The 22194-nt window shown below is 69.1% G+C and carries 21 protein-coding genes; 8 read left to right on the top strand and 13 right to left on the bottom strand.

Features of this window, described 5'->3' with window-relative positions; translation table 11 throughout:
• From ACZ6WN_RS06620 to ACZ6WN_RS06610, 3 genes are all read left to right on the top strand, one after another.
• Positions 1-1014 (top strand): acyl-CoA carboxylase subunit beta (locus tag ACZ6WN_RS06620; protein ID WP_465863503.1); only part of this gene is annotated, 1014 nt, incomplete at its 5' end.
• A 103-nt stretch (positions 1015-1117) separates the two neighbouring features.
• On the top strand, positions 1118-1333 hold the full coding sequence (locus ACZ6WN_RS06615; RefSeq protein ID WP_465863502.1) for an acyl-CoA carboxylase subunit epsilon: 216 nt from the start codon (positions 1118-1120) through the stop codon (positions 1331-1333).
• Between the two features lie 27 nt (positions 1334-1360).
• Positions 1361-2704, top strand: coding sequence for a glycosyltransferase 87 family protein (locus ACZ6WN_RS06610; RefSeq protein ID WP_465863501.1), 1344 nt, complete (start codon positions 1361-1363; stop codon positions 2702-2704).
• On the opposite strand, the gene ACZ6WN_RS06605 is transcribed toward ACZ6WN_RS06610, so the two are convergent.
• Together ACZ6WN_RS06605 and ACZ6WN_RS06600 are read right to left on the bottom strand one after the other, a co-directional pair.
• Positions 2671-3969: a hypothetical protein gene (locus ACZ6WN_RS06605; RefSeq protein ID WP_465863500.1), complete on the bottom strand. Its 1299-nt coding sequence runs from the start codon at positions 3967-3969 to the stop codon at positions 2671-2673. The two genes, ACZ6WN_RS06610 and ACZ6WN_RS06605, sit on opposite strands and share 34 nt — an antisense overlap.
• Entirely contained in the window at positions 3962-4471 is a 510-nt protein-coding gene (locus ACZ6WN_RS06600) for a SigE family RNA polymerase sigma factor (protein WP_465863499.1), read from the bottom strand. Before ACZ6WN_RS06600 ends, ACZ6WN_RS06605 begins: the two co-directional genes overlap by 8 nt.
• 111 nt (positions 4472-4582) lie before the next feature.
• Here ACZ6WN_RS06600 and ACZ6WN_RS06595 point away from each other — a divergent pair, with 111 nt between their 5' ends.
• Positions 4583-6262: a DUF885 domain-containing protein gene (locus ACZ6WN_RS06595; RefSeq protein ID WP_465863498.1), complete on the top strand. Its 1680-nt coding sequence runs from the start codon at positions 4583-4585 to the stop codon at positions 6260-6262.
• Positions 6263-6945: 683 nt separating this feature from the next.
• Here ACZ6WN_RS06595 and yjfF read toward each other — a convergent pair.
• The 4 genes from yjfF to ACZ6WN_RS06575 form a co-directional block, all read right to left on the bottom strand.
• Complete coding sequence (gene yjfF / locus ACZ6WN_RS06590; RefSeq protein ID WP_465863496.1) at positions 6946-7950, bottom strand: galactofuranose ABC transporter, permease protein YjfF; 1005 nt, start codon at positions 7948-7950, stop codon at positions 6946-6948.
• Positions 7947-9008, bottom strand: a complete 1062-nt coding sequence (locus ACZ6WN_RS06585) for an ABC transporter permease (protein ID WP_465863494.1) — start codon at positions 9006-9008, stop codon at positions 7947-7949. Before ACZ6WN_RS06585 ends, yjfF begins: the two co-directional genes overlap by 4 nt.
• Complete coding sequence (locus ACZ6WN_RS06580) at positions 9001-10584, bottom strand: sugar ABC transporter ATP-binding protein (RefSeq protein WP_465863493.1); 1584 nt, start codon at positions 10582-10584, stop codon at positions 9001-9003. The genes ACZ6WN_RS06585 and ACZ6WN_RS06580 overlap by 8 nt, the downstream gene beginning before the upstream one ends.
• A 132-nt stretch (positions 10585-10716) precedes the next feature.
• Positions 10717-11694 (bottom strand): ABC transporter substrate-binding protein, encoded by a 978-nt coding sequence (locus tag ACZ6WN_RS06575; protein ID WP_465863492.1) that lies wholly within the window; start codon positions 11692-11694, stop codon positions 10717-10719.
• A gap of 152 nt (positions 11695-11846) precedes the next feature.
• Between ACZ6WN_RS06575 and ACZ6WN_RS06570 the strand changes: the two genes are divergently transcribed.
• The 3 genes from ACZ6WN_RS06570 to ACZ6WN_RS06560 all read left to right on the top strand — a co-directional run bounded on the left by ACZ6WN_RS06570 (position 11847) and on the right by ACZ6WN_RS06560 (position 14237).
• Positions 11847-12938, top strand: a complete 1092-nt coding sequence (locus ACZ6WN_RS06570; protein ID WP_465863491.1) for a DNA glycosylase AlkZ-like family protein — start codon at positions 11847-11849, stop codon at positions 12936-12938.
• Between the two features lie 120 nt (positions 12939-13058).
• Complete coding sequence (locus ACZ6WN_RS06565; protein WP_465863490.1) at positions 13059-13502, top strand: VOC family protein; 444 nt, start codon at positions 13059-13061, stop codon at positions 13500-13502.
• A 69-nt stretch (positions 13503-13571) separates the two neighbouring features.
• A complete protein-coding gene (locus ACZ6WN_RS06560; RefSeq protein WP_465863489.1) occupies positions 13572-14237 on the top strand; it encodes a GOLPH3/VPS74 family protein in 666 nt (221 codons plus the stop codon).
• A gap of 74 nt (positions 14238-14311) precedes the next feature.
• Here the strand turns inward: ACZ6WN_RS06560 and ACZ6WN_RS06555 are convergent, their stop codons facing one another.
• Positions 14312-15433, bottom strand: coding sequence for an epoxide hydrolase family protein (locus tag ACZ6WN_RS06555; RefSeq protein ID WP_465863488.1), 1122 nt, complete (start codon positions 15431-15433; stop codon positions 14312-14314).
• A gap of 113 nt (positions 15434-15546) precedes the next feature.
• Between ACZ6WN_RS06555 and ACZ6WN_RS06550 the strand changes: the two genes are divergently transcribed.
• Positions 15547-16494, top strand: coding sequence for a helix-turn-helix transcriptional regulator (locus ACZ6WN_RS06550; RefSeq protein ID WP_465863486.1), 948 nt, complete (start codon positions 15547-15549; stop codon positions 16492-16494).
• On the opposite strand, the gene ACZ6WN_RS06545 is transcribed toward ACZ6WN_RS06550, so the two are convergent.
• From ACZ6WN_RS06545 to ACZ6WN_RS06520, 6 genes are all read right to left on the bottom strand, one after another.
• On the bottom strand, positions 16491-17144 hold the full coding sequence (locus ACZ6WN_RS06545) for a glutamine amidotransferase-related protein (protein WP_465863485.1): 654 nt from the start codon (positions 17142-17144) through the stop codon (positions 16491-16493). The genes ACZ6WN_RS06550 and ACZ6WN_RS06545 overlap by 4 nt on opposite strands.
• Positions 17145-17185: 41 nt before the next feature.
• On the bottom strand, positions 17186-18991 hold the full coding sequence (gene metG, locus ACZ6WN_RS06540) for a methionine--tRNA ligase (protein WP_465863483.1): 1806 nt from the start codon (positions 18989-18991) through the stop codon (positions 17186-17188).
• A gap of 63 nt (positions 18992-19054) precedes the next feature.
• On the bottom strand, positions 19055-20269 hold the full coding sequence (locus tag ACZ6WN_RS06535; protein ID WP_465863482.1) for a peptidoglycan recognition protein family protein: 1215 nt from the start codon (positions 20267-20269) through the stop codon (positions 19055-19057).
• Between the two features lie 77 nt (positions 20270-20346).
• Positions 20347-20904 carry a TIGR03086 family metal-binding protein gene (locus ACZ6WN_RS06530; protein WP_465863481.1) on the bottom strand — a complete coding sequence of 186 codons (558 nt, stop codon included), beginning with the start codon at positions 20902-20904 and terminating at the stop codon, positions 20347-20349.
• A gap of 12 nt (positions 20905-20916) precedes the next feature.
• Positions 20917-21468: a TIGR03086 family metal-binding protein gene (locus tag ACZ6WN_RS06525; RefSeq protein WP_465863479.1), complete on the bottom strand. Its 552-nt coding sequence runs from the start codon at positions 21466-21468 to the stop codon at positions 20917-20919.
• Positions 21469-21535: 67 nt separating this feature from the next.
• Positions 21536-22162 (bottom strand): mycothiol-dependent nitroreductase Rv2466c family protein, encoded by a 627-nt coding sequence (locus ACZ6WN_RS06520; protein ID WP_465863478.1) that lies wholly within the window; start codon positions 22160-22162, stop codon positions 21536-21538.
• Between the last annotated feature and the right edge of the window lie 32 nt (positions 22163-22194).

Below are 22194 nucleotides of genomic sequence, written 5' to 3'. Positions count from 1 at the left end.
GTCGACAAGACCTCGGGCATGTTCATCACCGGCCCCGACGTGATCAAGACCGTCACCGGTGAGGACATCACCATGGAAGAGCTCGGCGGCGCCCTGGCCCACAACTCCAAGTCCGGGGTGGCCCACTACATGGGCACCGATGAGGCCGACGCGATCGAGTACGTCAAGGCCCTGCTGTCCTACCTGCCCTCCAACAACATGGAAGAGCCCCCGGCCTATGAGGAGATCTCGGATCTGGAGATCACCGACCTGGACCGGGAGCTGGACACCTTCATCCCCGACGGCGGCAACCAGCCCTACGACATGCACGAGGTCATCTCCCACATCGTCGATGAGGAGGAGTTCCTCGAGGTCCAGCCGCTGTGGGCCCCGAACATCATCATCGGCTACGCCCGCATCGAGGGCCGCCCCGTCGGGATCGTGGCCAACCAGCCCATGCAGTTCGCCGGCTGCCTCGACATCGACGCCTCCGAGAAGGCCGCCCGCTTCGTCCGCACCTGCGACGCCTTCAACGTCCCGGTCCTCACCTTCGTCGACGTCCCCGGCTTCCTGCCCGGCACCGACCAAGAACACAACGGCATCATCCGCCGCGGCGCCAAGCTGATCTACGCCTACGCCGAGGCCACCGTCCCCCTGGTCACCATCATCACCCGCAAGGCCTACGGCGGCGCCTACGACGTCATGGGCTCCAAACACCTCGGCGCCGACATCAACCTGGCCTGGCCCACCGCCCAGATCGCGGTCATGGGCGCCCAAGGCGCCGCCAACATCGTGCACCGCAAGACGCTGGCAGCGGTCGAGGCCGCCGGCGGGGACATCGAGGCCAAACGCGCCGAGCTCATCGACGAGTACGAAACCACCCTCGCCAACCCCTACATCGCCGCCGAACGCGGCTACATCGACGCCGTCATCCCACCCCACGAGACCCGCGCCGAAGTCACCCGCGCACTGCGTCTGCTGCGCACCAAGCGCGAAACCCTCCCCGCCAAGAAGCACGGCAACATCCCGCTCTGAGTCGATCCCGAAGCGAAGCGAGGGGTCGGCCAAGAGCGGATGACGCCGACGCAGGCGTCAGCCCGACGTAAGGCAGACCGAGAAACGAAAGGTGGTCACGGATATGACCGACAACGAAGAGCAGAAGCCCCTGCTCAAGGTCATCGACCAGAACGCCACCCCCGAGGACGTAGCCGCGATCGTGGCCGTCTTCGCGGCGCTGGGATCGGCCGGCGAGGCACCCAAGAAGAAGCCGCGCTCCCTGTGGAGCACCCCGCAGCTGCGTACCCCGCTCCACCCCGGCCCCAACGCCTGGCGCGCAAGCGGGCTGCCTCACTGACGAGGACCGCAATGTCATGATCGCTCCGTGATCACCTTCTCTCGGCGATATCTCCTGGTCACCCTGGCATGGCTGGTGACCCGGGGATGGGTAGTGATCCTGTACGGCTTCCCGGCGACGGCTGACTCGTTGTCCTGGTGGGGCACCGAGTGGGGCGTGGTGGGCGACGTCAACTACTACCGCGACAGCCTCGACGCGCTGGCCGGGGACGGGGTCTCGGGCACGCTGGTCGAGTATCCGGTGCCGGCGCTGCTGCTGCTCTGGATCCCGTACGCCGCGACCCACCTGCTTCAGCTCAGCGGCGAGGCCTACATCGTGGCGGTGCTGGCGATGGCCGCGCTGACGGATCTGCTCTTCATGGTGCTGCTCGTCCGCAACCGCCGCGGCGCGCACCCGAGGTTCGGGATCTCCGGCGCGGAGGCGATGTGGCTGGTCGCCGTCCCGGCACTCGGGGCGACGGCGTACGCCCGGTTCGACCTCTTCCCCGGGATCATGGTCGGCCTTGCGGTGCTCTACGCGGTGCGGAAACCGAAGGTGGCCGCGGCGTTCGCGGCCTTCGCGACCGGCGCGAAGTACTGGCCGATCCTGGTCATCCCGGCCCTCGCCGCGAACCGCGCCACCCGCCGCGGCGTCATCCTGACCGTCGCCGCCAGCGGCCTCGCGCTGGCCGGACTGAGTCTGGTGCTCGGTGGCTGGGACCGTCTCTGGACGCCGCTGACCTACCAGAGCGAGCGGGGCCTGCAGATCGAGTCGGTCTTCGCGACCCCGGCGATGTTCGAGTGGGGCCACGGCGGTCCGGAGAGCGGCTACGCCATCGACTACACCGAGTGGAAGGCGTACGACATCAGCGGGCCGATGGTCGAGGTGCTGCTCCTCGCGGCGACGGTCGCCTCCGTGGTCGCCGGGGCGCTCGTCATCGTCTGGTGGGTGCTCGCCTGGCGTCGGCTCCCCAGCGGCGAGAGGACCGAGGAGACGATCGTGTGGCTGGTGCTCGCGACCGTGGCCGCGTTCCTGGTGACCAACAAGGTGCTCAGCCCGCAGTACATGCTCTGGCTGCTCCCCGCCGCCTCAGCCGGGCTGGTCCTGCTCCGTGGCCGGGCTCGCCGACAGCTCGGGATCTGGTCGGTCGTGCTGGTCGCGGTCACCCTGCTGACCCACGAGATCTTCCCGCGGATGTACGGCTACATGCTCACCTTCGACGACATCGGCTCCCCGTGGATCACCGAGGTGCTGGCCTGGCGCAACGGGCTGCTGGTGCTTCTCTTCCTCTACGCCGCGTGGCGCACTACTCGGTTGCTGGCCGCCCTCCCCGAGCGGGGGCGGCCAGCAGCCGAGGGTCAGGAGAGGCAGACCTTGGCGACGTCGCCCTGAGCCGAGTAGATCGTGACCGGCTCCTCGGCGAACACCGGCCGGCAGGCCTCCGCAGTGAGCTCGTGCACGGTGATGCCGTCGTAGAACCCGTGCTCGTCGCAGTTCTCGTAGTTCACGTAGACGTCCCCGGGCTCGCCTCCGTCGCGGAAGATCCGCAGGATGACGTACGCCGTGACCGGCTGCCCGGCGGCACAGTTCTGCGGCGTGTTGGGACCCGAGCGGGCCGGCGCGCTGCCGATCGCCTCCACGAGGCCGGCGGCGTCGGAGCCGGTGATCTCACGCGACCCGGTCAGCGATGCCGAGGACGGCTCGTAGCGGCAGACCGCGATCGACTCCGGCGTATCACCCTCCAGCGGCGGGGCCGACGGTTCGGTCTTCGGCCGGACCGGGTCGCCCCCGGCCAGCGGCGAGGCGGTCTCGCAGCCGTACGGATCCTTCGCCACGGTCCTGAGGGAGCCCTTGATCTCCTGGTTGACCCGCTCGTCGCCGGGGCCGGTGAGGATCGTGGCGTAGGCGTCGCCGTCCCCGACCTGGACCCGGCTCAGCAGCCAGCCCTCGTGCTCCCAGGAGCCGGTCTGAAGGGTGCCGCCCTTGCCCGGCTTCTCGATCAGGACGTACGGCTGCCACAGCGCGAACGGCACCTTGCCGAACTGGGGCGGGAAGTCACGGTCCTCGGTCTCGTTGCAGGCGATCCTCGGTACCGGCTGGTTGGTGATGTTCGCGACGTAAGGAGTCCGCGGCACGGTGTCCCACTGGTCGCCGGGCTCCGCGATGCACTCCGGCAGCGCCGGTGCCGTGGCGTCGGCCCACTCCTCGGGCACCTGGAAGGCGATGTCGTAGCGGACCGCCCAGCGGTTCCCGTCCGCGGGCGCGGGCAGGTCCGTGCGGCCACGGTTGGTGTAGGTGCCCTCGGGAGCCGCCTCACCCGATTCCGCGAGCGCCTTGGGCGCACCACCGGAACGGTCCGCGTCGCCGGAGGCGTCGCTCGCAGCCGTGCTCTCGCCGCCACCGCCGGAGGTCTGAAGGTTGGCCACCACCCCACCCAGGCCGACGACGGCCAGCACCGCCGCGGCCGCGGCCAGGATCCAGGTGCTCCTGCGGCGTACGGGTGCCTTCTCCTCGGCCGTCTCCGTCTTCACCGTCGACGCGGCCGGTCCGGACTCCTCAGCGTCCCCGGGGATCGCGAGCTCCCGCGGCTCGAAGCCGTCGGCGGCACGGGCCAGGGCGGCCCGGAAGGCCCGCTCCTCGCGCTCGAAGTCACTCATTGCCAACCCCCTCGTTCAATCGTTCCCTCAGCTTGGCCAGCGCCCGGTGCACGTGTGACCGGGCGGTCGCCTCGGCGCAGTCGAGCACCATCGCGATCTGGGCGAACGACAGGTCTTCGTAGAACCGGAGCACCACGGCCGCTCGCTGGTTCGACGGCAGCGTCTGCACCAGTGCCCACGCCTCGTCCGCGTCTCGTTCCTCGGGGCCGGGCTCATGGCTGGTCGCCATCGGCTCGACGTCCTCGACCAGCACCAGGCGGCGCCGCTTGCGCCAGCCGCTGATCGACCCGTTGACGATGCTCCTCTTCACGTACGCCTCCGCCGTCCCGGACGCCGCCAGCGACTCCCACCGCGGCAAGGCACGGGCGAGTGCGTCCTGCACCAGGTCAGGAGCGTCGGAGCTGTTGCCTGTCACCAGGTAGGCGAACCGCTGCAGCGCGGGCCCCCTCGAGGCCACCCAGGCCCCGAAGTCCGGGTCCCTCTCCTGCTCTTCGGCATCCACGGACACCTCCTCTGGCACGTTCACACACCTCCTACGCGAAGTCTGTCGTGTTCGTTGCGAGTCAGGCGGAATTGAGTTGCCCCACGACGCCCCGGTCCTAGGGTTGGCCGCGTGACCCGTAACGTAGACGCCCGCACCGACCGCTATGTCGAGGAGCTCTGCGCTCTCGACCCGCTGACCGCGACGTACGTCGGTGTCGCCGGCCACGACACCGAGCTCCCCGACCTCTCTCCCGACGGGATGCAGGCGGTGGAGGAGCTCAACCGGGCGGCCTACGCCGACGTGGCCGGGATCAAGCCGGTCGACGAGCGCGAGCAGGTCGCCAAGGACGCGTTCCTGGAGCGGGTCGGGCTCGACATCGAGTTCGCCGAGGCGCAGCTGGACCGGAAGTTCGTCTCCGTCATCACCAGCGGCATCCACAACCTGCGCGAGGTCTTCGACCTGATGCCGACCGGCACCGAGGACGACTGGGCCGCGATCGGCGCCAGGCTGGCCGGGATGCCGGAGGCCGTCGCGGGCTACACCGCGACGCTGCGCGAGGAGGCCGCAGCCGGACGGGTCTCGGCGACAGCACAGTACGCGAAGGTCGTCGACCAGATCCTCGGCTGGACCGGGCAGAAGGGTGCCGGCGACTTCTTCACCGGCCTGGTCTCGCGTGCCCCCGGGGCCACGCCCGCCTCTTTGCGCGCCGACCTCGAGGCCTCGGCGGCGAAGGCCAACGAGGCGTTCGCCGAGTTCGGGCGCTTCATGGCCGACGAGCTGGTCCCCCACGGACTGCCGAAGGAGGCCGTCGGACGCGACCACTACCAGCTCTCCTCGCGACGCTACCTGGGCGCCGAGATCGACCTGGAGGAGACGTACGCCTGGGGCTGGGAGGAGCTCAAGCGACTCTTCGACGACATGGAGGCCACCGCCGACCGGATCCTGCCGGGCTCGACCGTCGCCGAGGCGGCGGCCCACCTCGACAAGGACCCCGCCCGGCAGCTGACCTCGACCGACGCGCTCAAGGCGTGGATGCAGACCACCGCCGACCGCGCCATCGCGGAGCTGGCCGACGTGCACTTCGACATCCCCGAGCCGGTCCGGCGCATCGAGTGCATGATCGCGCCGACCACCGACGGCGGGATCTACTACACCGGCCCCTCCGAGGACTTCTCCCGCCCCGGCCGGATGTGGTGGTCGGTGCCCGAGTCAGTCACCTCGTTCGGCACCTGGCGCGAGCTGACCACGGTCTATCACGAGGGAGTTCCGGGCCATCACCTCCAGATCGCCCAGACGGCCTACCGCGCCGAGCTGCTCAACCGCTGGCAGCGGCTGATGTGCTGGGTCTCGGGCCACGGAGAGGGCTGGGCGCTCTACGCCGAGCGCCTGATGGAGTCGCTCGGCTACCTGGACGACCCGGGCGACCGCCTCGGCATGCTCGACGGACAGTCCTTCCGGGCCGCACGGGTGATCATCGACATCGGCATGCATCTGGAGCTGACGATCCCCGAGGACAACCCGTTCGGCTTCCACCCCGGGGAGGTGTGGACACCCCAGCTCGGCCGAGAGTTCATCGGGGAGCACTGCCTGATGGAGGACGCCTTCCTCGACTTCGAGGTCGCCCGCTACCTCGGCTGGCCGGGCCAGGCGCCGTCCTACAAGGTCGGTGAGCGAATCTGGCTCCAGGCCCGCGAGGATGCGCGTGCTCGTGCCGGGGCCGCGTTCGACCTGAAGGCCTTCCATCGTGCCGCGCTGGACCTCGGGTCGCTCGGGCTCGATCCGCTTCGGGCGGCGCTTGGGCGGCTGTAGGTCTGCTGGGTTGGGGAGAGGCATTTGGCCGTACGCGGAGTGCTGCTTCGTCGGCGCTCCGTTCCGCGGGGTTGGTGTGGGCCGCCGACCCGTTCTCGAGTGTTTCTCGACCTGGCCCGGAGTCAAGGACGGCCTGCGGCCGCCGGCTTCGCCGGCCGCTGCGCGGTCCTGGACACCGGGCCAGTCGAGAAAGATTTGGCTGGCTATCGGGGCGGCGGCCCCGGTGTGGCCGCGGACGATTCACTCCTCGGCAGGTGACCGGTTCGCGGCGAACGAACATTCGTTCGCCCCACCGAACCTCCCTACCGCAAGCCCGCCCACCCTCGGTGAAAGAAAAGTTTCTTTCACCCACCAACCGCGCACCCCACAGCGAGGGGCCCGGCACGAACGAACGTTCGTTCGCCTCTTGCCCCTACCCGACCAACCGGAACGAAACAACACCGGCCGAAATCCCCAAGCCCGTGCCCAACCAAAACCGTCGCACCAAACCCCTGCCGCCGACCCGATAACCAGCCAAAATTCTCGGCGACGGCCGGTGTCAAGGATCGCCGAAGGCGACCGGCGAAGCCGGCGGCCAAAGGCCGTCCTTTACTCCGGACGCCGCCGAGAACACCCTCCAAGCAAGGGTCGGCGGCAAACACCAACCCCAAAAAACAGCAACCGAAGCGCGCCAAAAGAACGCTCTAGCTCCGCCGAGTCAACACCCGCTGCGCCACCACGAACACCAGCACCAGAACCCCGATCGAGATCCGAGTCCACCACGACGACAACGTCCCGTCGAACGAGATGAACGTCTGGATCGTGCCCAGCACGAGCACCCCGAGAAGCGACCCGACCACGAAGCCGCGCCCGCCGGTGAGCAGCGTGCCGCCGATGACCACGGCGGCGATCGCGTCCAGCTCCATCCCGACCGCGTGCAGCGAGTACCCCGAGAGCGTGTAGAGGGCGAACAGCAGTCCGCCCAGCGCTGCGCACAGCCCGCTGATCGCGTACACCCCGACCTTGGTCGCCGCGACCGGCAACCCCATCAGCAGCGCCGACGGCTCGCTGCCGCCGAGCGCGTAGACGGTGCGGCCGAAGCGGGTCGAGGCGAGGACGTACGCAGCGAGCGCGACGATCAACAGCGCGAAGACCGCCGTCCACCCGAGGTAGTAGCCACCGGGCAGGGTGATCGAGCCGAAGGCGATGGCCGAGAAGGTCTCGTCCTTGATCGGGATCGAGTCGACGCTGATCAGGTAGCAGAGCCCGCGGGCCAGGAACATGCCGGCGAGGGTGGCGATGAACGGCTGGATGTCGAAGTAGTGGATCAACAGTCCCATCGCGGTGCCAAGCAGGGTGCCCGCCAGGAGCACGACCCCGATCACCGCGACCACCGGCAGGCCGAGCTCGAGCGTCCGGGCCGCGATCAGCGTCGAGAGGGCGACGTTGGAGCCGACCGAGAGGTCGATCCCGCCGGTGAGGATCACGAACGTCATCCCCACCGCCAGCACGATCAAGAACGCGTTGTCGAGCAGCAGCGTCAGGAAGACCTGCGGGTCGGCGAACCCTTCATAGCGGAGCCCGCCGATCCCGAACATGCCGATGAACAGCGCGAACGTGCCGAGCACGGGCAGGTAGCGCCGCGGCGGGCTGTAGCGTGCGACCCGGGCGATGAGCCCGGTCTCGATGGCAGGCACCTGAGCACTCATGCGACAGCCTCCTCGCGGCTGGTCGGCGTCCGGTCGCTGCGTCGCTGCAGCACCGCCCGCGCCTTCGGCGACTGCAGCAGGCAGACGATCACCACCACCAGCGCCTTGAACAGATAGTTGGCCTCGGCCGGGATACCGATGTTGGGGATGGTCCGGGTCAGCGTGGCGATCAGCATCGCCCCGACCAGGGTCCCGGTCAGCGAGAAGCGGCCGCCGGCCGACGACGTACCTCCGATGACGACGGCCAGGATCGCGTCCAGCTCGATCCACAGCCCCAGGCTGTTGGCGTTCACCGAGTGGGTGTTGGCGGCGATGATCAGGCCGGCGGTCCCGGCACACAGCGCCGCGAAGACGTAGACGGTCCAGATGATCGTGCGGGAGCGTACGCCGACCAGCCGGCTCGCCTCCGGGTTGATCCCGACCGACTCGATGAGCAGGCCGAGCGCGGTGCGGCGTACGACGATCTGGGTGGCCGCGAAGACACCGAGAGCGATCAGGGCGGCGACCGGGAGGGTGAGCAGGTGGCCCGAGGCCAGCGCGGCGAAGGCGTCGTTGTTGACCGTGGTGATCTGGCCGCCGGTCACCAGCATCGCGATCCCGCGGCCGGCCACCATCAGGACCAGCGTGGCGATGATCGGCTGGATGCCGACCACCGCGACCAGGAAGCCGTTCCACAGCCCCAGCGCGACGCAGACCGCGAGCGCCATCGTGATCGCGACGACGGCCGTGCCCAGGGCTCCGTCGGCGGGGCTCTTGACGATGTAGACGCAGGCGACGGCGCCGGCGATCGCCGCCACCGCCCCCACCGAGAGGTCGATCCCGCGGGTCGCGATGACCAGCGTCATCCCGCTCGCGACCAGCAGCACCGGGGCACCGTTGCGGACGATGTCGACCAGGCTGCCGAAGAGATGCCCGTCCTGGATGCGTACGTTGAAGAACGTCGGCGTCGCGATCAGGTTGACGACCAGCAGCGCACCGAGCGCGGCCAGCGGCCAGAAGAGTCGGTGGGCCATCGCCCGGGCGCCGAGCCTCTTGCCCGGACTGGTGTTCTCAGGCATCTGCTCGCTCCTTCTCGGCCAGGCCGCCGGGTTCGCCGGTGATGATCTCGAGTACGTCGTTGACGTCGATGCCCCGGTTGGGCCGCTCGGCGATCTTGCGCCGGTCCTTCAGGACCACCAGCCGGTGGCTCAACCGGAGGACCTCCTCGAGCTCGGCGGAGATGAACACCACGCTCATCCCCTTCTCGGCGAGATCGGCGACGAGCTGCTGGATCTGGGTCTTGGCACCGATGTCGATGCCGCGGGTGGGCTCGTCGAGCAGGAGTACGTCGGGCTCCGTGATCAGCCAGCGCGCCAGCAGCACCTTCTGCTGGTTGCCACCGGACAGGCTCCGCATCGGCAGGCTCGGGTCGGCCGGCCGTACGTCGAGAGCAGTCATGAACTCCTTGACCAGCTTCTCCCTGGTGGCCGTCGGGATCGGCCGCAGCCAGCCGCGGGTGGCCTGCAGACCGAGCAGCATGTTGTCGGCCACGGAGAGCTCCTCGAAGACCCCCTCGGCCTTGCGGTCCTCGCTGCAGAAGGCGAGCTTGCGGTCGATCGCGTGCCGCGGGCTGCGTAGCCTCCGCCGGCTCGACCCGCGAACCGTGAGGTCGCCGGTGTCGGGGGCGTCGGCGCCGAACAGCAGCCGGGCCAGCTCCGTACGCCCCGAGCCGAGCAGGCCGGCGATGCCGACGACCTCCCCCGGGAAGAGGGTGAGGTCGGTGGCCTCCAGGCTCCCCTTCCGGCCCAGCCCGACCGCGCTCAGCACCGGGAGGCGCTGCTCGGCCGCAGCCTCCTCGGATGCCTCGTGCACGGCATGGTCGAGACGTTCGAGGACCTGGAGGTCGCGACCGATCATCAGCTGCACCAGCTCCAGCTGGGTGGTCCCCTCGACCAGCCGCTCGCCCACCACGCGGCCGTTGCGCAGGATCGTCATCCGATCGGAGATCTCGAAGACCTGGTCGAGGAAGTGGGAGACGAAGACGATCGCGGTGCCCTGGTCACGCAGCCTGCGCATCACCTCGAACAGCCTGGCCACCTCGTCGGCGTCGAGGCTGGAGGTCGGTTCGTCGAGGATCAGCACCCGGGCGTCGGTGTCGACGGCACGCGCGATCGCGACGAGCTGCTGAACGGCGATCGGGTGGCTGCCGAGCTCTGACCCGGGGTCGATGTCGATGCCGAGGCTCTGCAGCGAGGCGGCCGCGCGGCGGTTCATCGCCCGGCGGTCGATCGGGCCGATCCCGTTGAGGCGACGCGGCTCGCGGCCGAGGAGCATGTTCTCGGCCACGGTGAGGTTGGGCAGCAGGTTGACCTCCTGGTAGACCGTGCTGATCCCGGCGTGCTGCGCCGCCGCCGGGGTGGCGAACCGGGTCTCGACGCCGGCGATCTCCACCCGTCCCGAATCGATCGTGTAGACCCCGGTCAGGGCCTTGATCAGCGTCGACTTCCCGGCCCCGTTCTCCCCCATGAGCGCGTGCACCTCCCCCGGGAGGAGTCGCAGCGAGACGCTGTCGAGCGCTCGGACCGCTCCGAACGTGATGGAGACGTCGCGCATCTCCACCACCGGCCGGGGTGGCTTCATCTCTGCCTGGCTCATGTCGTACTGGCTCCTGCTGGTCGGAGGGGGCGGCGGCGGATGCTCACCGAGGTAGCTCGGTGGACGCGCGCTTCCCTCGTGGAGTTCCACGAGGGAAGCAGCGCCTCACCGAGGCACCTCGGTCAACGGGCGTCAGTACTTGCGGTCGGGCAGTGCCTCAGCGGCCTGCTCGGGGGTGAAGGTGGTCTCCTCGGTGACGATGCGGTCGGGGACCTCCTCGCCGGCGACGACCTTCTCGGCCACATCCATCAGCTGCGGCCCGAGCAACGGGCTGCACTCGACGATGAAGTTGATCTCGCCAGCGGCCAGCGCGGTCATGCCGTCCTTGACCGCGTCGACGGTGATGATCTTGATGTCGGTGCCGGGCTTCTTGCCGGCTGCCTTGATCGCCTCGATCGCGCCCAGGCCCATGTCGTCGTTGTGGGCGTAGACGACGTCGATCTTCGGGTTGGACTGCAAGAAGGCCTCCATGACCTGCTTGCCGCCGTCCCGGGTGAAGTCACCGGTCTGGGACTCGGTGATCTTGATCTTCGAGTCCGCGGCGATCTTGTCCTCGAACCCCTTCTTGCGGTCGATCGCCGGAGCCGATCCGGTGGTGCCCTGAAGCTCGACGACGTTGACCGCGCCGTCCTTGTCCACGTCGGACGCGTCGGCGTTGTCGACCAGCCACTGCCCCGCCTTCTCACCCTCCTCGACGAAGTCGGAGCCGATGAAGGTGACGTAGAGCGAGGTGTCCTCGGTGTCCACGGCCCGGTCAGTCAGCACGACGGGGATCTTGGCGCGCTTGGCCTCCTGGAGCACCGCGTCCCAGCCGGTCTCGACGACCGGGCTGAACGCGATGACGTCCACCTTCTGCTGGATGTAGGACCGGATCGACTTGATCTGGTTCTCCTGCTTCTGCTGCGCGTCGGAGAACTTCAGGTCGATGCCGGATTCCTTGGCCGAGTCCTGGATCGATGTGGTGTTCGCGGTGCGCCAGCCGCTCTCGGCGCCGACCTGGGCGAACCCCATGGTGATCGAGCCGTCGTCGGCGGCTTCGCTGCCGCCGCACGCGCTGAGCGACATCCCACCCAAGGCGAGCGCACACAGCCCGATGAGGGTCTTCTTCACTGTCGTCCTCCAGTGTTTTTACTGCGGCGGCCAGTGTGACCGTCGTCACGATGCGACCCAGTGTGAGCGTTAACATTCGCGCGGTCAAGCGGAATGGGAAGATCGGTTCGAATCGGCAGCAGGTCGTCCGGAACTCCCCATACTGTGTGACCATGACGCTCACCCTGACCCCGGAGCAGGCGCGCCGGATCGCTGTCCGCGCCCAGCTCCTCGATGCGCGTCGGCCGGTTTCGCTGGTGGAGACGGTCGACCAGCTGACGCTCCTGCAGATCGACCCGACCAAGGCGATCGCACCGAGCGCGGATCTCGTCGCGTGGTCACGGTTGGGGGATGCGTACGATCATTCGGATCTCACCTTCGCCCTCGAGCAGGAGCGCTCGCTGGTGGAGTTCTCCAGCTTCGTCGTGCCGATGGACGAGATCGAGACGTTTCTCGCCCTGTCGCCGGGCCGGATCCACCCCACGGCTCTCGAGTGGGTGGAGACCAACAAGAGATTCCGTACGCAGATCCTGGATCGCCTCCGAGCCGACGGTCCGCTCGTGGCCGGCGAGATCGAGGACACCGCGGAGGTGCCCTGGGCCTCGACGGGCTGGACCAACGACAAGAACGTCCTGAGGATGATCGAGCTGCTCAACCGGCTGGGCGAGGTCGCCGTCGCCGGGCGCCGCGGCAAGCTGCGCACCTGGGACATCGCCGAGCGCGTCTACCCCTCCGACCTGAAGCTTCCCTCTCCGGAAGAGGCCCTGAGGGTGGAGACGGTGCGCAGACTGGCCTCGCTCGGGATCGCCCGTCCCGGACGCAAGGACTCCTCCGGTGGCGAGGTCCTCGGTGCCGGCGACGCCGGTGTCCCGTGCACCGTGGCCGGCGTCGACGGCGAGTGGCGGGTCGACCCCGAGGCGCTGGCCGCGCTCGAGGACGAGTTCGCGCCGCGGGCTGCCCTGCTCTCCCCCTTCGACCGCCTCGTCTACGACCGCGACCGGGCGCTGGACCTGTTCGGGTTCGAGTACGTCCTGGAGATGTACAAGCCTGCCGCCAAGCGACGCTGGGGCTACTTCGCCCTCCCGATCCTGTACGGCGAGCGGCTGGTCGGGAAGCTCGACGCGAAGGTCGACCACAAGAAGGGGGTGCTGAACGTCTTCGCCGTCCACGAGGACTTCGGCTGGACGCCGGAGATCGGTGACGCGGTCGAGGCCGAGATCGACGCGCTGGCCGGCTGGCTGGGCGTCGAGATCAGCCACCCGTGACAGAGCCGCCGGCCGCCCCGAAATCAGGGCAAACCGATGCGAATCGCCCTTCTCCGTTCCCTCCAACGTGCTTAGTGTGTGAGCGATGGGGTCGGAAATCGATCAAAGGAGACGATCCGGATGGCAACGCTCAACCCCTACATCAGCTTCAAGTCCGAGGCCGCCGAGGCCCTCGAGTTCTACCGGTCGGTGCTCGGCGGCACCGTGGAGACCATGACCTTCGGCTCCATGGGTGACGCGATGGGTCCGGTGGACCCGGAGGCGAAGGACCTGATCATGCACGGTTCGCTCACCCTCGACGACGGCCTCGTCCTGATGGCGGCCGACACGCCTCCGGGGATGGACCACGTCGCCCCGACCGCCGGGGTCACCGTCGCGATGACCAGCGCGGACCCCGCCGACCAGCCGCGCTTCGCCGACTACTACGCCAAGCTCTCCGAGGGTGGGACGCCCGGGATGCCGTTCGCGCAGGCTCCGTGGGGCGACTACTTCGGCCAGTTCGACGACAAGTTCGGCGTGAGCTGGATGTTCGACGTGGCCGGCCCGGAGTCGGCGCAGGCCTAGACGAAGGTCCGAGCAAAGATCCTCCTTTCGTAGGAGGCTTTCGGCAGCGCGCCGCTTTACCGTCGGAACATGCTCATCGCCGAAGACCTGCTGCTGCTCGTGCTGGACGACGAGAAGGGCACGCTCACCTCGGCCTGGGTCCAGCAGGCGCTGGGGGGAGCCATCCTGACCGAGCTCGCCATGACGGGCTCGGTCCAGGTGACGCCCAGGTCGGGGCTCACCCCGGCCAAGGCCGTGGCGGTGCCGGGCGGGCGGCCGGACGAGCCGGTCCTGGCCGCGGCGTACGGCAAGGTGGCGACCAAGCCGCTCTCGGCCAAGGACGCCGTCACCGACCTCGGCAAGGACCTGCACGAGACGCTCGCCGCCCGGCTGTGCGACCGCAACATCCTCAAGCGTCGCGACGAGAAGATCCTCGGGCTCTTCCCCCGCACCACCTGGCCGGCCGCGGACTCGACCCACGAGAACGCCGTCCGCAACCAGCTGACAGCCGTCCTCGTCCAGGGCGCCACCCCGGATGCGCGCACCGGGCCGCTCATCGCGCTCCTGTCCACCATCGACCTCGCCCACCGGGTGGTCGACACCAGGGCCGTCGGGGCCGGGACGGTCAAGCAGCGCGCGAAGGAGATCGCGACGGGCGACTGGGCGGCCACGGGCGTCAAGGACGCCATCGACGAGGTCGTCGCGGTCATGACCGCCGTGATGGTCGCCACCAGCGTCGCGACGACGGCCACCTGACGAACCCGAGGATCGCAGCCGCGGAGGGGCTGCGATCCTCGGGTTCGTGAGGGCCGTGAGGGCCGTGAGAGCCGTCAGGCGAAGAAGACCCGCAGGTCGGCGGCGATGTCGCCGGGACGCTCCAGCGCGGCGTAGTGGCCGCCCTCGGGGAACTCCGACCAGTGCTGGATGTTGGCGTTGTCCCGCTCGGCCAGCGACCTGATGGTCTGGAAGTCGTCCTTGAAGACGGCGACACCGATCCGGCCCTGCGAGACCTCGGGCTCGCGCTCGGCGTGCCCTTCCTCGTAGTGGTAGCGCGCGGCCGCGGCGTAGGAGTTGGTGAGCCAGTAGTAGGTCGCCTGCTCGATGACCTGCTCGGGGGTGACCAGCGAGGTGCCGTTGCCGAAGGACTCGTAGAGCTCGCTGTAGGCCAGCGTCCCCACCGGCGAGTCGGCCAGCGCCGCACCGATGGTCTGCGGACGGGAGCCGTTCATGGCGTTGTAGCCACCGACCGACTGGAACCACTGCATGTGCTCGAGCGCGGCGTACTCCTTCGGCCCGAAGCCCTCGAACTCGCTCGGGTCGCCCGACGGGAACGAGAAGAGCTGCAGCACGTGGGCGCCGAGGAAGCCCTCCGGGTTCAGGATGGCCAGCTCGCGGCCGACCATCGCACCGCCGTCGCTGCCGTGCACGCCGTAGGAGTCGTAGCCCAGCCGGCGCATGAGGACGTCGTACGCCTCGGCCACCCGCTTCATCGTCCAGCCGGTGTCGACCAACGGCGCCGAGAGTCCGAAGCCGGGCATGTCCGGGATCACCAGGTGGAACTCATCCGTCAGCAACTCGACCATCGGCAGGAACTCCAGGAACGAGCCCGGGTAGGTGTGGGCGAGCAGGAGCGCCTTGGCGTCGGGGTTCGTGGACGGTACGTGGACGAAGTGGATGACCTGGCCGTCGATCTCGGTCAGGTGGTTGGGCACGGCGTTGATGCGCGCCTCGACCGCACGCCAGTCGAAGCCCTTCCAGCGCTCGACCATGTCAGCGAGGTAGGCCGTCGGGGTGCCGTAGTCCCAGGAGTCACCGGGCACGGCCGGGGCGAACCGGGTGCGGTCCAGGCGGGTGCGGAGATCGTCGAGATCGGCCTGCGGGAACTCGACGGTGACGGTGCTGATCTGACCGTTGGACTGGGTGCTGATTCCGGTGTTGACCTGCGTGTTCATGACTTCTCCTTGGTGGTTTCCGACCTTGTGGGACCCACGTTATGAACGGTTCCGGCAAGCCTGATTCCGGAATTTCGCTGGCTACAGAATTTCTTTTGGCGCACGCTGAGTCCGTGCTGGAAACCTCTGCGCGACTCCTGGCGCTGCTGGGCCTGTTGCAGTCCTCGGCCGGCTGGACCGGCGCCGACCTGGCCACCCGGCTCGACGTCTCCGAGCGCACCGTACGCAACGACATGACCAAGCTCCGCGAGCTCGGCTATCCGGTGGAGTCGGTGCGTGGCCCGGGCGGGCGCTACCGGCTCGGCATCGGCGGCAACCTCCCGCCGCTGCTCCTCGACGACGAGGAGGCGGTCGCGGTGGCCGTGGGGCTGCGGGCCGCCACCGGCATCGCCGGCGTGACCGAGACGAGTGCCCGCGCTCTCGCCAAGCTCGACCAGGTGCTCCCCGACCACCTGCGCCGCAAGCTGGCCGCAGTGGTCGACGCCATGGAGGCCGGCCCGGTCAACACCGACAGCAACGTCCCCGACCCGGACGTCGACGCCGGCACCCTGCAGACCCTGGCCACCGCGATCCGGGACGGTCAGGGCGTACGCGCCGACTACCGCGACGAGCCGATCGAGGTCGAGCCCTACCGGCTGGTCTCGTGGCAGCGCCGCTGGTATCTCGTCGCCCGCGACCCGCGTGACGACTCGTGGCAACCGCTGCGCGTCGACTGGCTGCGGCTCAAGGTCCCCGGTGGGCGTCCGTTCCGTCCCGCTGACCCAGGGTTCGATCTCACCGAGTTCGTCGTCCGCGAGGTCGCCCGCACGGGCTGGGCCGTCCACGCCCGCCTGGTCATCGCCGCCTCCGCCGAGGAGGTCATCTCCCGCATCAACCCCGCCGTCGGCACCGTCGAGCCGATCGCCCCCGACCGCAGCGTCCTGGTCACCGGCGGTGACAGCCTCGAGGTCGTGGCCGTCTGGATCGGCATGCTCGGCATCGACTTCACCGTCGAGTCGCCCCCGGAGCTCCGCGACCACCTCGACGTGCTCGCGAAGCGCTACGCCGCCGCCGTCAGCTAGCCCACAGCCTCGACGAACGCGCGCACGAGCGGGTGGACCGGCGCCCCGGCGAGGGCGCCGATGTGGGGCTGGAACATGCTGGTGACGTAGAACGGGTGGTCCGGGAACTCCAGGACCTCCGCGCCGGCGTCGTCCGCGGTGGCGCCGACGACGACACCGATCTTCTCCAGCGCCGCGACGGCGTCGGCGGTCGGCGCGTAGTTGCAGAAGTGCATCCCGACGAACGGTTCCGGCTGCCAGCCTTCGAAGCGGGTGCCGGGGACGGGGGTCACCAGCCGCTCCTCGCCGTAGAGCGAGCAGGCCAGCGGGGCCACGGCGTTGTCCTCTCCCGCGCCGTCCGACTCCGCGTGGGTCGCCGCGGAGCCGAGTACGTTGCGGGTCCATTCCAGCACCGCGTACTGCATCCCACCACACACCCCGAGGAACGGGATCCCCCGCTCCCGCACGACCGTGAGCGCAGCGAGAACCGCGGCGTCATCGGCATAGGGCGAACCGGGCACGAGCCAGACCCCGTCGTAGGCCGAGACATTGAACCCGGAGTCGGTCGGCACCCACTCCGTCTCGACCCCGAGCTCGGCCAGCTGCGGCCGAAGCGCGTTGAGCTCCTGGTGGCTACGGTGCCCCCGGTCGTCGCCGAGCAGTGCGATCATGCGCCGAATCGTCCCAGCCACACGGGGCCGGATCCAACCGATTACTCCGGCTTGATGCCCAGCCTGTCGAGCTCCTCGTCGATGACCGCGGGATCCAGCTTCTGGAAGACCGGGGTGGGCTTGGCCACCGGCGTGCCGACGACGATCGGGTGGCGCCCCCAGGTGGGCGCGCCGGAGTAGTCGCCGGTGATGATCGGGTAGGGCTTGCCGGTGTCGAGGTCCTCGACCTCCTCGATGCGGGGCATCGGGGCGACCTCGCCCTTGCCGCCGAGGGCCTTGTCGATCTCGTTGGCGGAGAACGGCAGGAACGGCGACAGGATCAGGTTGAGGTCGGCGACGCACTGCGCCATCACGTGCAGCACGGTGCCGAGGCGCTCGCGGTCCTCCGGGGCCTTGGCGAGCTTCCACGGCTCCAGGTCGGTGACGTACTTGTTGACCTCGCCGACCGCACGCATCGCCTCGCCGATCGCCTGCTTCTGACGGTGGCGGCCGATCAGGTCGCCGACGGTGCCGAAGGCCGCCTCGACCGTGGACAGGATCGTCTCGTCGGCCTCGGTCAGCGTCCCGGCAGCGGGCAGCTCGCCGAAGTTCTTCGCGATCAGGGTGGCGGTGCGGTTGACCAGGTTGCCCCAGCCGGCGACCAGCTCGTCGTTCGTACGCCGCACGAACTCCGCCCAGGTGAAGTCGGAGTCGTTCGACTCGGGGCCGGCGGCGGCCACGAAGTAGCGGAACGCGTCGGGCTGGTAGCGCGAGAGGAGGTCGCGCACGTAGATCACGATCTTCTTCGAGGAGGAGAACTTCTTGCCCTCCATCGTCAGGTACTCGCTGGAGACGACCTCGGTCGGCAGGTTCAGCACGTCGTAGGAGCCGGGCTGGCCGCCCTTCGACCCCTGACCGTTGTAGGCGATCAGCTCGGCCGGCCAGATCTGGGAGTGGAAGACGATGTTGTCCTTGCCCATGAAGTAGTACGACAGGGCCTCCGGGTCGTTCCACCAGTCGCGCCACGCCTCGGGGTTGCCGGAGCGACGGGCCCACTCGATCGAGGCGGACAGGTAGCCGATGACCGCGTCGAACCAGACGTACATCCGCTTGGTCGGGTTCTCGCGCCAGCCGTCGAGCGGCACCTTGATGCCCCAGTCGATGTCGCGCGTCATCGCGCGCGGGCGGATCTCCTTGAGGATGTTCTGGCTGAACCGGATGACGTTGGGGCGCCACAGGCCGGTCTGCTCACGGTCGTCGAGGAACGCGTGCAGCGCGTCGGCCAGCGCGGGCAGGTCGAGGAAGAAGTGCTGGGTCTCGACGAACTCGGGGGTCTCGCCGTTGATCTTGGAGACCGGGTTGATCAGCTGGTCGGGATCGAGCTGGTTGCCACAGTTGTCGCACTGGTCACCGCGGGCGCCGTCGGCCCCACAGATCGGGCAGGTGCCCTCGATGTAGCGGTCGGGCAGCGTGCGGCCGGTCGACGGCGAGATCGCGCCCTTGGAGGTCTGCTCGACGAAGTAGCCGTTGTTGTAGACCCCGAGGAACAGCTCCTGCACCACTGAGTGGTGGTTGGCCGAGGTGGTGCGGGTGTAGAGGTCGTACGTCAGGCCGAGCGAGGTCAGGTCCTCGACGATGATCCGGTGGTTCTTGTCGACGAGCTCCTGGGGCGTCACCCCGGCCTCGTCGGCAGCGATCAGGATCGGGGTGCCGTGCTCGTCGGAGCCGGAGACCATGAGCACGTCGTGGCCCGCCATCCGCATGTACCGACTGAAGACGTCGGAGGGCACGCCGAAACCGGCGACATGGCCGATGTGGCGCGGGCCGTTTGCGTACGGCCAGGCGACTGCGGACAGAACATTGCTCATGGGCAGCATCCTAGTGAGCGGACGCCATAGGTTTGATTCGACGGGCCAGCAGCGGCCGACGCCTCAGTTGAACATCTGGTCGCGCTTGTAGGCGTACTTCCGGATCCACGGCAGCCACTTGGCGAGCTGGGCGCCCGGGCAGGAGGTCTCGTTGGTGTGGAAGTGGCCGTCGATGACCCAGACCCGGACCCGCCGGCCGGCCGGGAACCGGTCGCTGCCCTGGGAGATCGTCTCGAGCGTGCTGCGCGCGTCGCGGCCGGCCAGGTCGAGCTTCCAGGCCGCCATCCGCTCGGTCTTGATGAGGGCGTCGTCGGAGGGACGTACGTTCTCGAAGTTGCCGATCAGGGCGATGCCCATCGACTGGTGGTTGAAGCCACGCGTGTGGGCGCCCTTGACGAGCCTGTCGATGCCGCCGGAGCGACCCTCCCAGGCGCGGCCGTACTTGTCGATGAGGAAGTTGTAGGCGATGTCGAACCACCCCAGTGACCTGGTGTGATAGCTGTAGATGCCGCGGATGATCCCCGGCACGTCGCCCTTGGAGTAGTTGTTGCTCGTGGCGGTGTGGTGGATGTGGACCTGTTTCAGCGAGCTGTTGTACTCCGGGCGGCCGTTGCGCCAGGAGTTGTTGGCGCCCCACTGCGACCGGGTGAAGATCACCGGCTTCGGCGCCGACCGCGGACGCGAGCGCGCGACCCGGCCGTTGGCGCCGCTGTCGCCGGAGGCGCTGCCGTAGCCGATGTCGTCGGCCTCCCGCTTCGGAGCCTTCACGTCCTCCTGCGGCCCGGTGTTGATCAGGGTCAGCTTCAGGTCCTTGGGCTGCGCCCCCTGGACCCGCACCTGTACGCCGCTGGCCCGGCCGGTCCACACCGGCTGGGTGCCCCGGCGCTCGACCTTGCCGCGGGCGGCCACGGCCTCCTCGGCGCCGTCGGGCAGGTCCTGCTGCAGCGGCAGCTCCTGCCACTTGCGCCACTGGTCCGACTTGCTCACCCGCACCTCGACCTGGGGCGTCTCGGCTCCGGTCCAGGAGACCCCGACCATCGAGAACGTCGTCGTGTTCAGCTTCTCCGTCGAGGCCGCGTCCGCGGACCGCTCGGTCAGCCGCGGCGGCAGCTTCACGTCACGGGTGGCGATGCCGTCCTCCAGCCGCGGCAGCTTGATCAGCTTGCTGCCCTCCGCTGCTGCCGGATCGATCGCCGAGCCGATGGCCGGAACGAGCATCGACGCGCCGACAACGACAGCGGTCAGGGTCACGGTGATGACGCGGGGGAAGCTGGCCATACCCTTGATTTTGAAGAATCAAGGGCCCGACATGCCGCAAACGCATGTGTTCGGTGTGTCGTTTGGGACTTCTGTGACTAGTGCGACGGGGTCGGCACGAACGGCACCGGCCGTCCGGCGTACGCCGCCAGGTGCTCGTAGGCACCCGACCCCTCCGGCGCCGCGAGCGCGTTGGCGAAGGCCCGCCCCTTGCGCTCGGGCCCGAGGATGCGGTCCATCGCGACGACGGCCCGCTGGGCGACCGCGTCGTCGAGGCCGTCGGTCGTCCGTCCGAGCGCCGCGCACAGGTCCCAGGTGTGGACCGCGATCTCGGCCGACTGCCAGTCGGGGTCGACCATCACCATGTCGTCGGCGCCGACCTCGCGCCACAGGTTGATCAGCGCGTTGCCCCGGGTGCGCAGCTCCTCGCCCAGGTTGACCGCGTAGTCCTCGCGCCCGTCCCATCCCGGCGGCGAGCCCTGGAGCATCGTCACGAAGACGCGGGGCTGGGCGATCATGTGGTTGGCCAGCTTGCGCAGATCCCACTCCGGACACGGTGTCGGCCGGGTCAGGTCGTCCGCCGTGACGGTATCGAGAAGCTCTGCTGCCTGCGTCAGTGCGCGCTGGAGCGCGAACACTCCCATCTGGTCAACCACACGCCCATGGTCTCAGGCGAGCCTTCGTCCCGCGAAAGCAGCCAGCCGCTCGTACGCCCCGGCGCCCTCGGGCGCCGCCACCTCGGCGTCGAACGCACCCGTGCGCATCTCCGGCTTCAGGGTCGCCTTCATGAAGGCCAGTCCGACCTCGGCGACCTCCGGGTCGAGCGCGGAGGACGGGACGCCGAGCGCCTGCGCGAGGTCCCAGGAGTGGGTGGCGTACTCCGCGACGAGCAGGCCGACCGGCACCGACGCGCCGCCCTCCCAGCCGTCGGCGCCGGGACCCTGGTCCCACGCGTGGAGCACGTCGTCGGCACCGACCTTGAACCTCGGCCCCCAGCCCTCGCTGACGTGCGGCGCCGGCGCGCCCCAGTCGGGCTCCCCGCCGCGAAGCATCGTGACGAAGTTGGTCCCGTCGGCGATCACGTGGTCGGCCAGCGCGCCGACGTCCCACTGCTCGCACGGCGTCGGCCGCGAGACGGTCTCGGCGTGCACCCGGTCGAGCAGGTCGCCGGTCTGGTCGAGTGCCCGCGAGAGGATTCCTGCCTCGTCTGAAGTAGTCACCCTGCCAACGTACGACTGCTCGACCTCGGCGTCACCGCCAAATTCCTGCTGGTCAGGACTCAGCCACTCAGCTGAAGTCGAGGTCGTGGACCCGGGCCCGCTTGAGCTCGTAGACGTAGGGGTAGGCGGTGATCAGCTGGAACCCGTCCCAGAGCTTGCCGGCCTCCTCGCCCTTCGGCGCCTTGGAGATGACCGGTCCGAAGAAGGCCGAGCCGTTCATCGCGATCGTCGGGGTGCCGACGTCGTTGCCGACCTGGTCCATACCCTCGTGGTGGGACTTCGCGATGGCCTCGTCGTACCCGGAGTCGTCCATCGCGTCGGCCAGCTCGACGGGCAGCCCGACCGAGGCCAGCGCCTCCTCGATGACCTCGCGGGTGAAGTCCTTCTTCTCCACGTGGCGGCGGGTGCCGAGCGCGGTGTAGATCTCGGCGAGCTTCTCCTGCCCGTACTCGTTCTGGACCGCCATGCAGACCCGCACCGGGCCCCACGCGGTCGCGAGCATCTTCCGGTAGTCCTCCGGGATGTCCTTGTCCTGGTTGAGGTACGCCAGGCTCATGATGTGCCAGGTCACCTCGACGTCACGCACCTTCTCCACCTCGAGGATCCAGCGCGAGGTGATCCAGGCGAACGGACAGGCGGGGTCGAACCAGAAGTCGGCGGAGGTCTTCTCGGAAGCGGGGGTGGTCTGCGTCATATCGACACTCAACCACCGCTCCGAAGGATCTG

The sequence above is a fragment of the Nocardioides sp. NPDC054178 genome (assembly GCF_055585005.1).
Note: the sequence above shows the minus strand (reverse complement) of the source record. Positions and strands in the feature narration are given on the sequence as shown.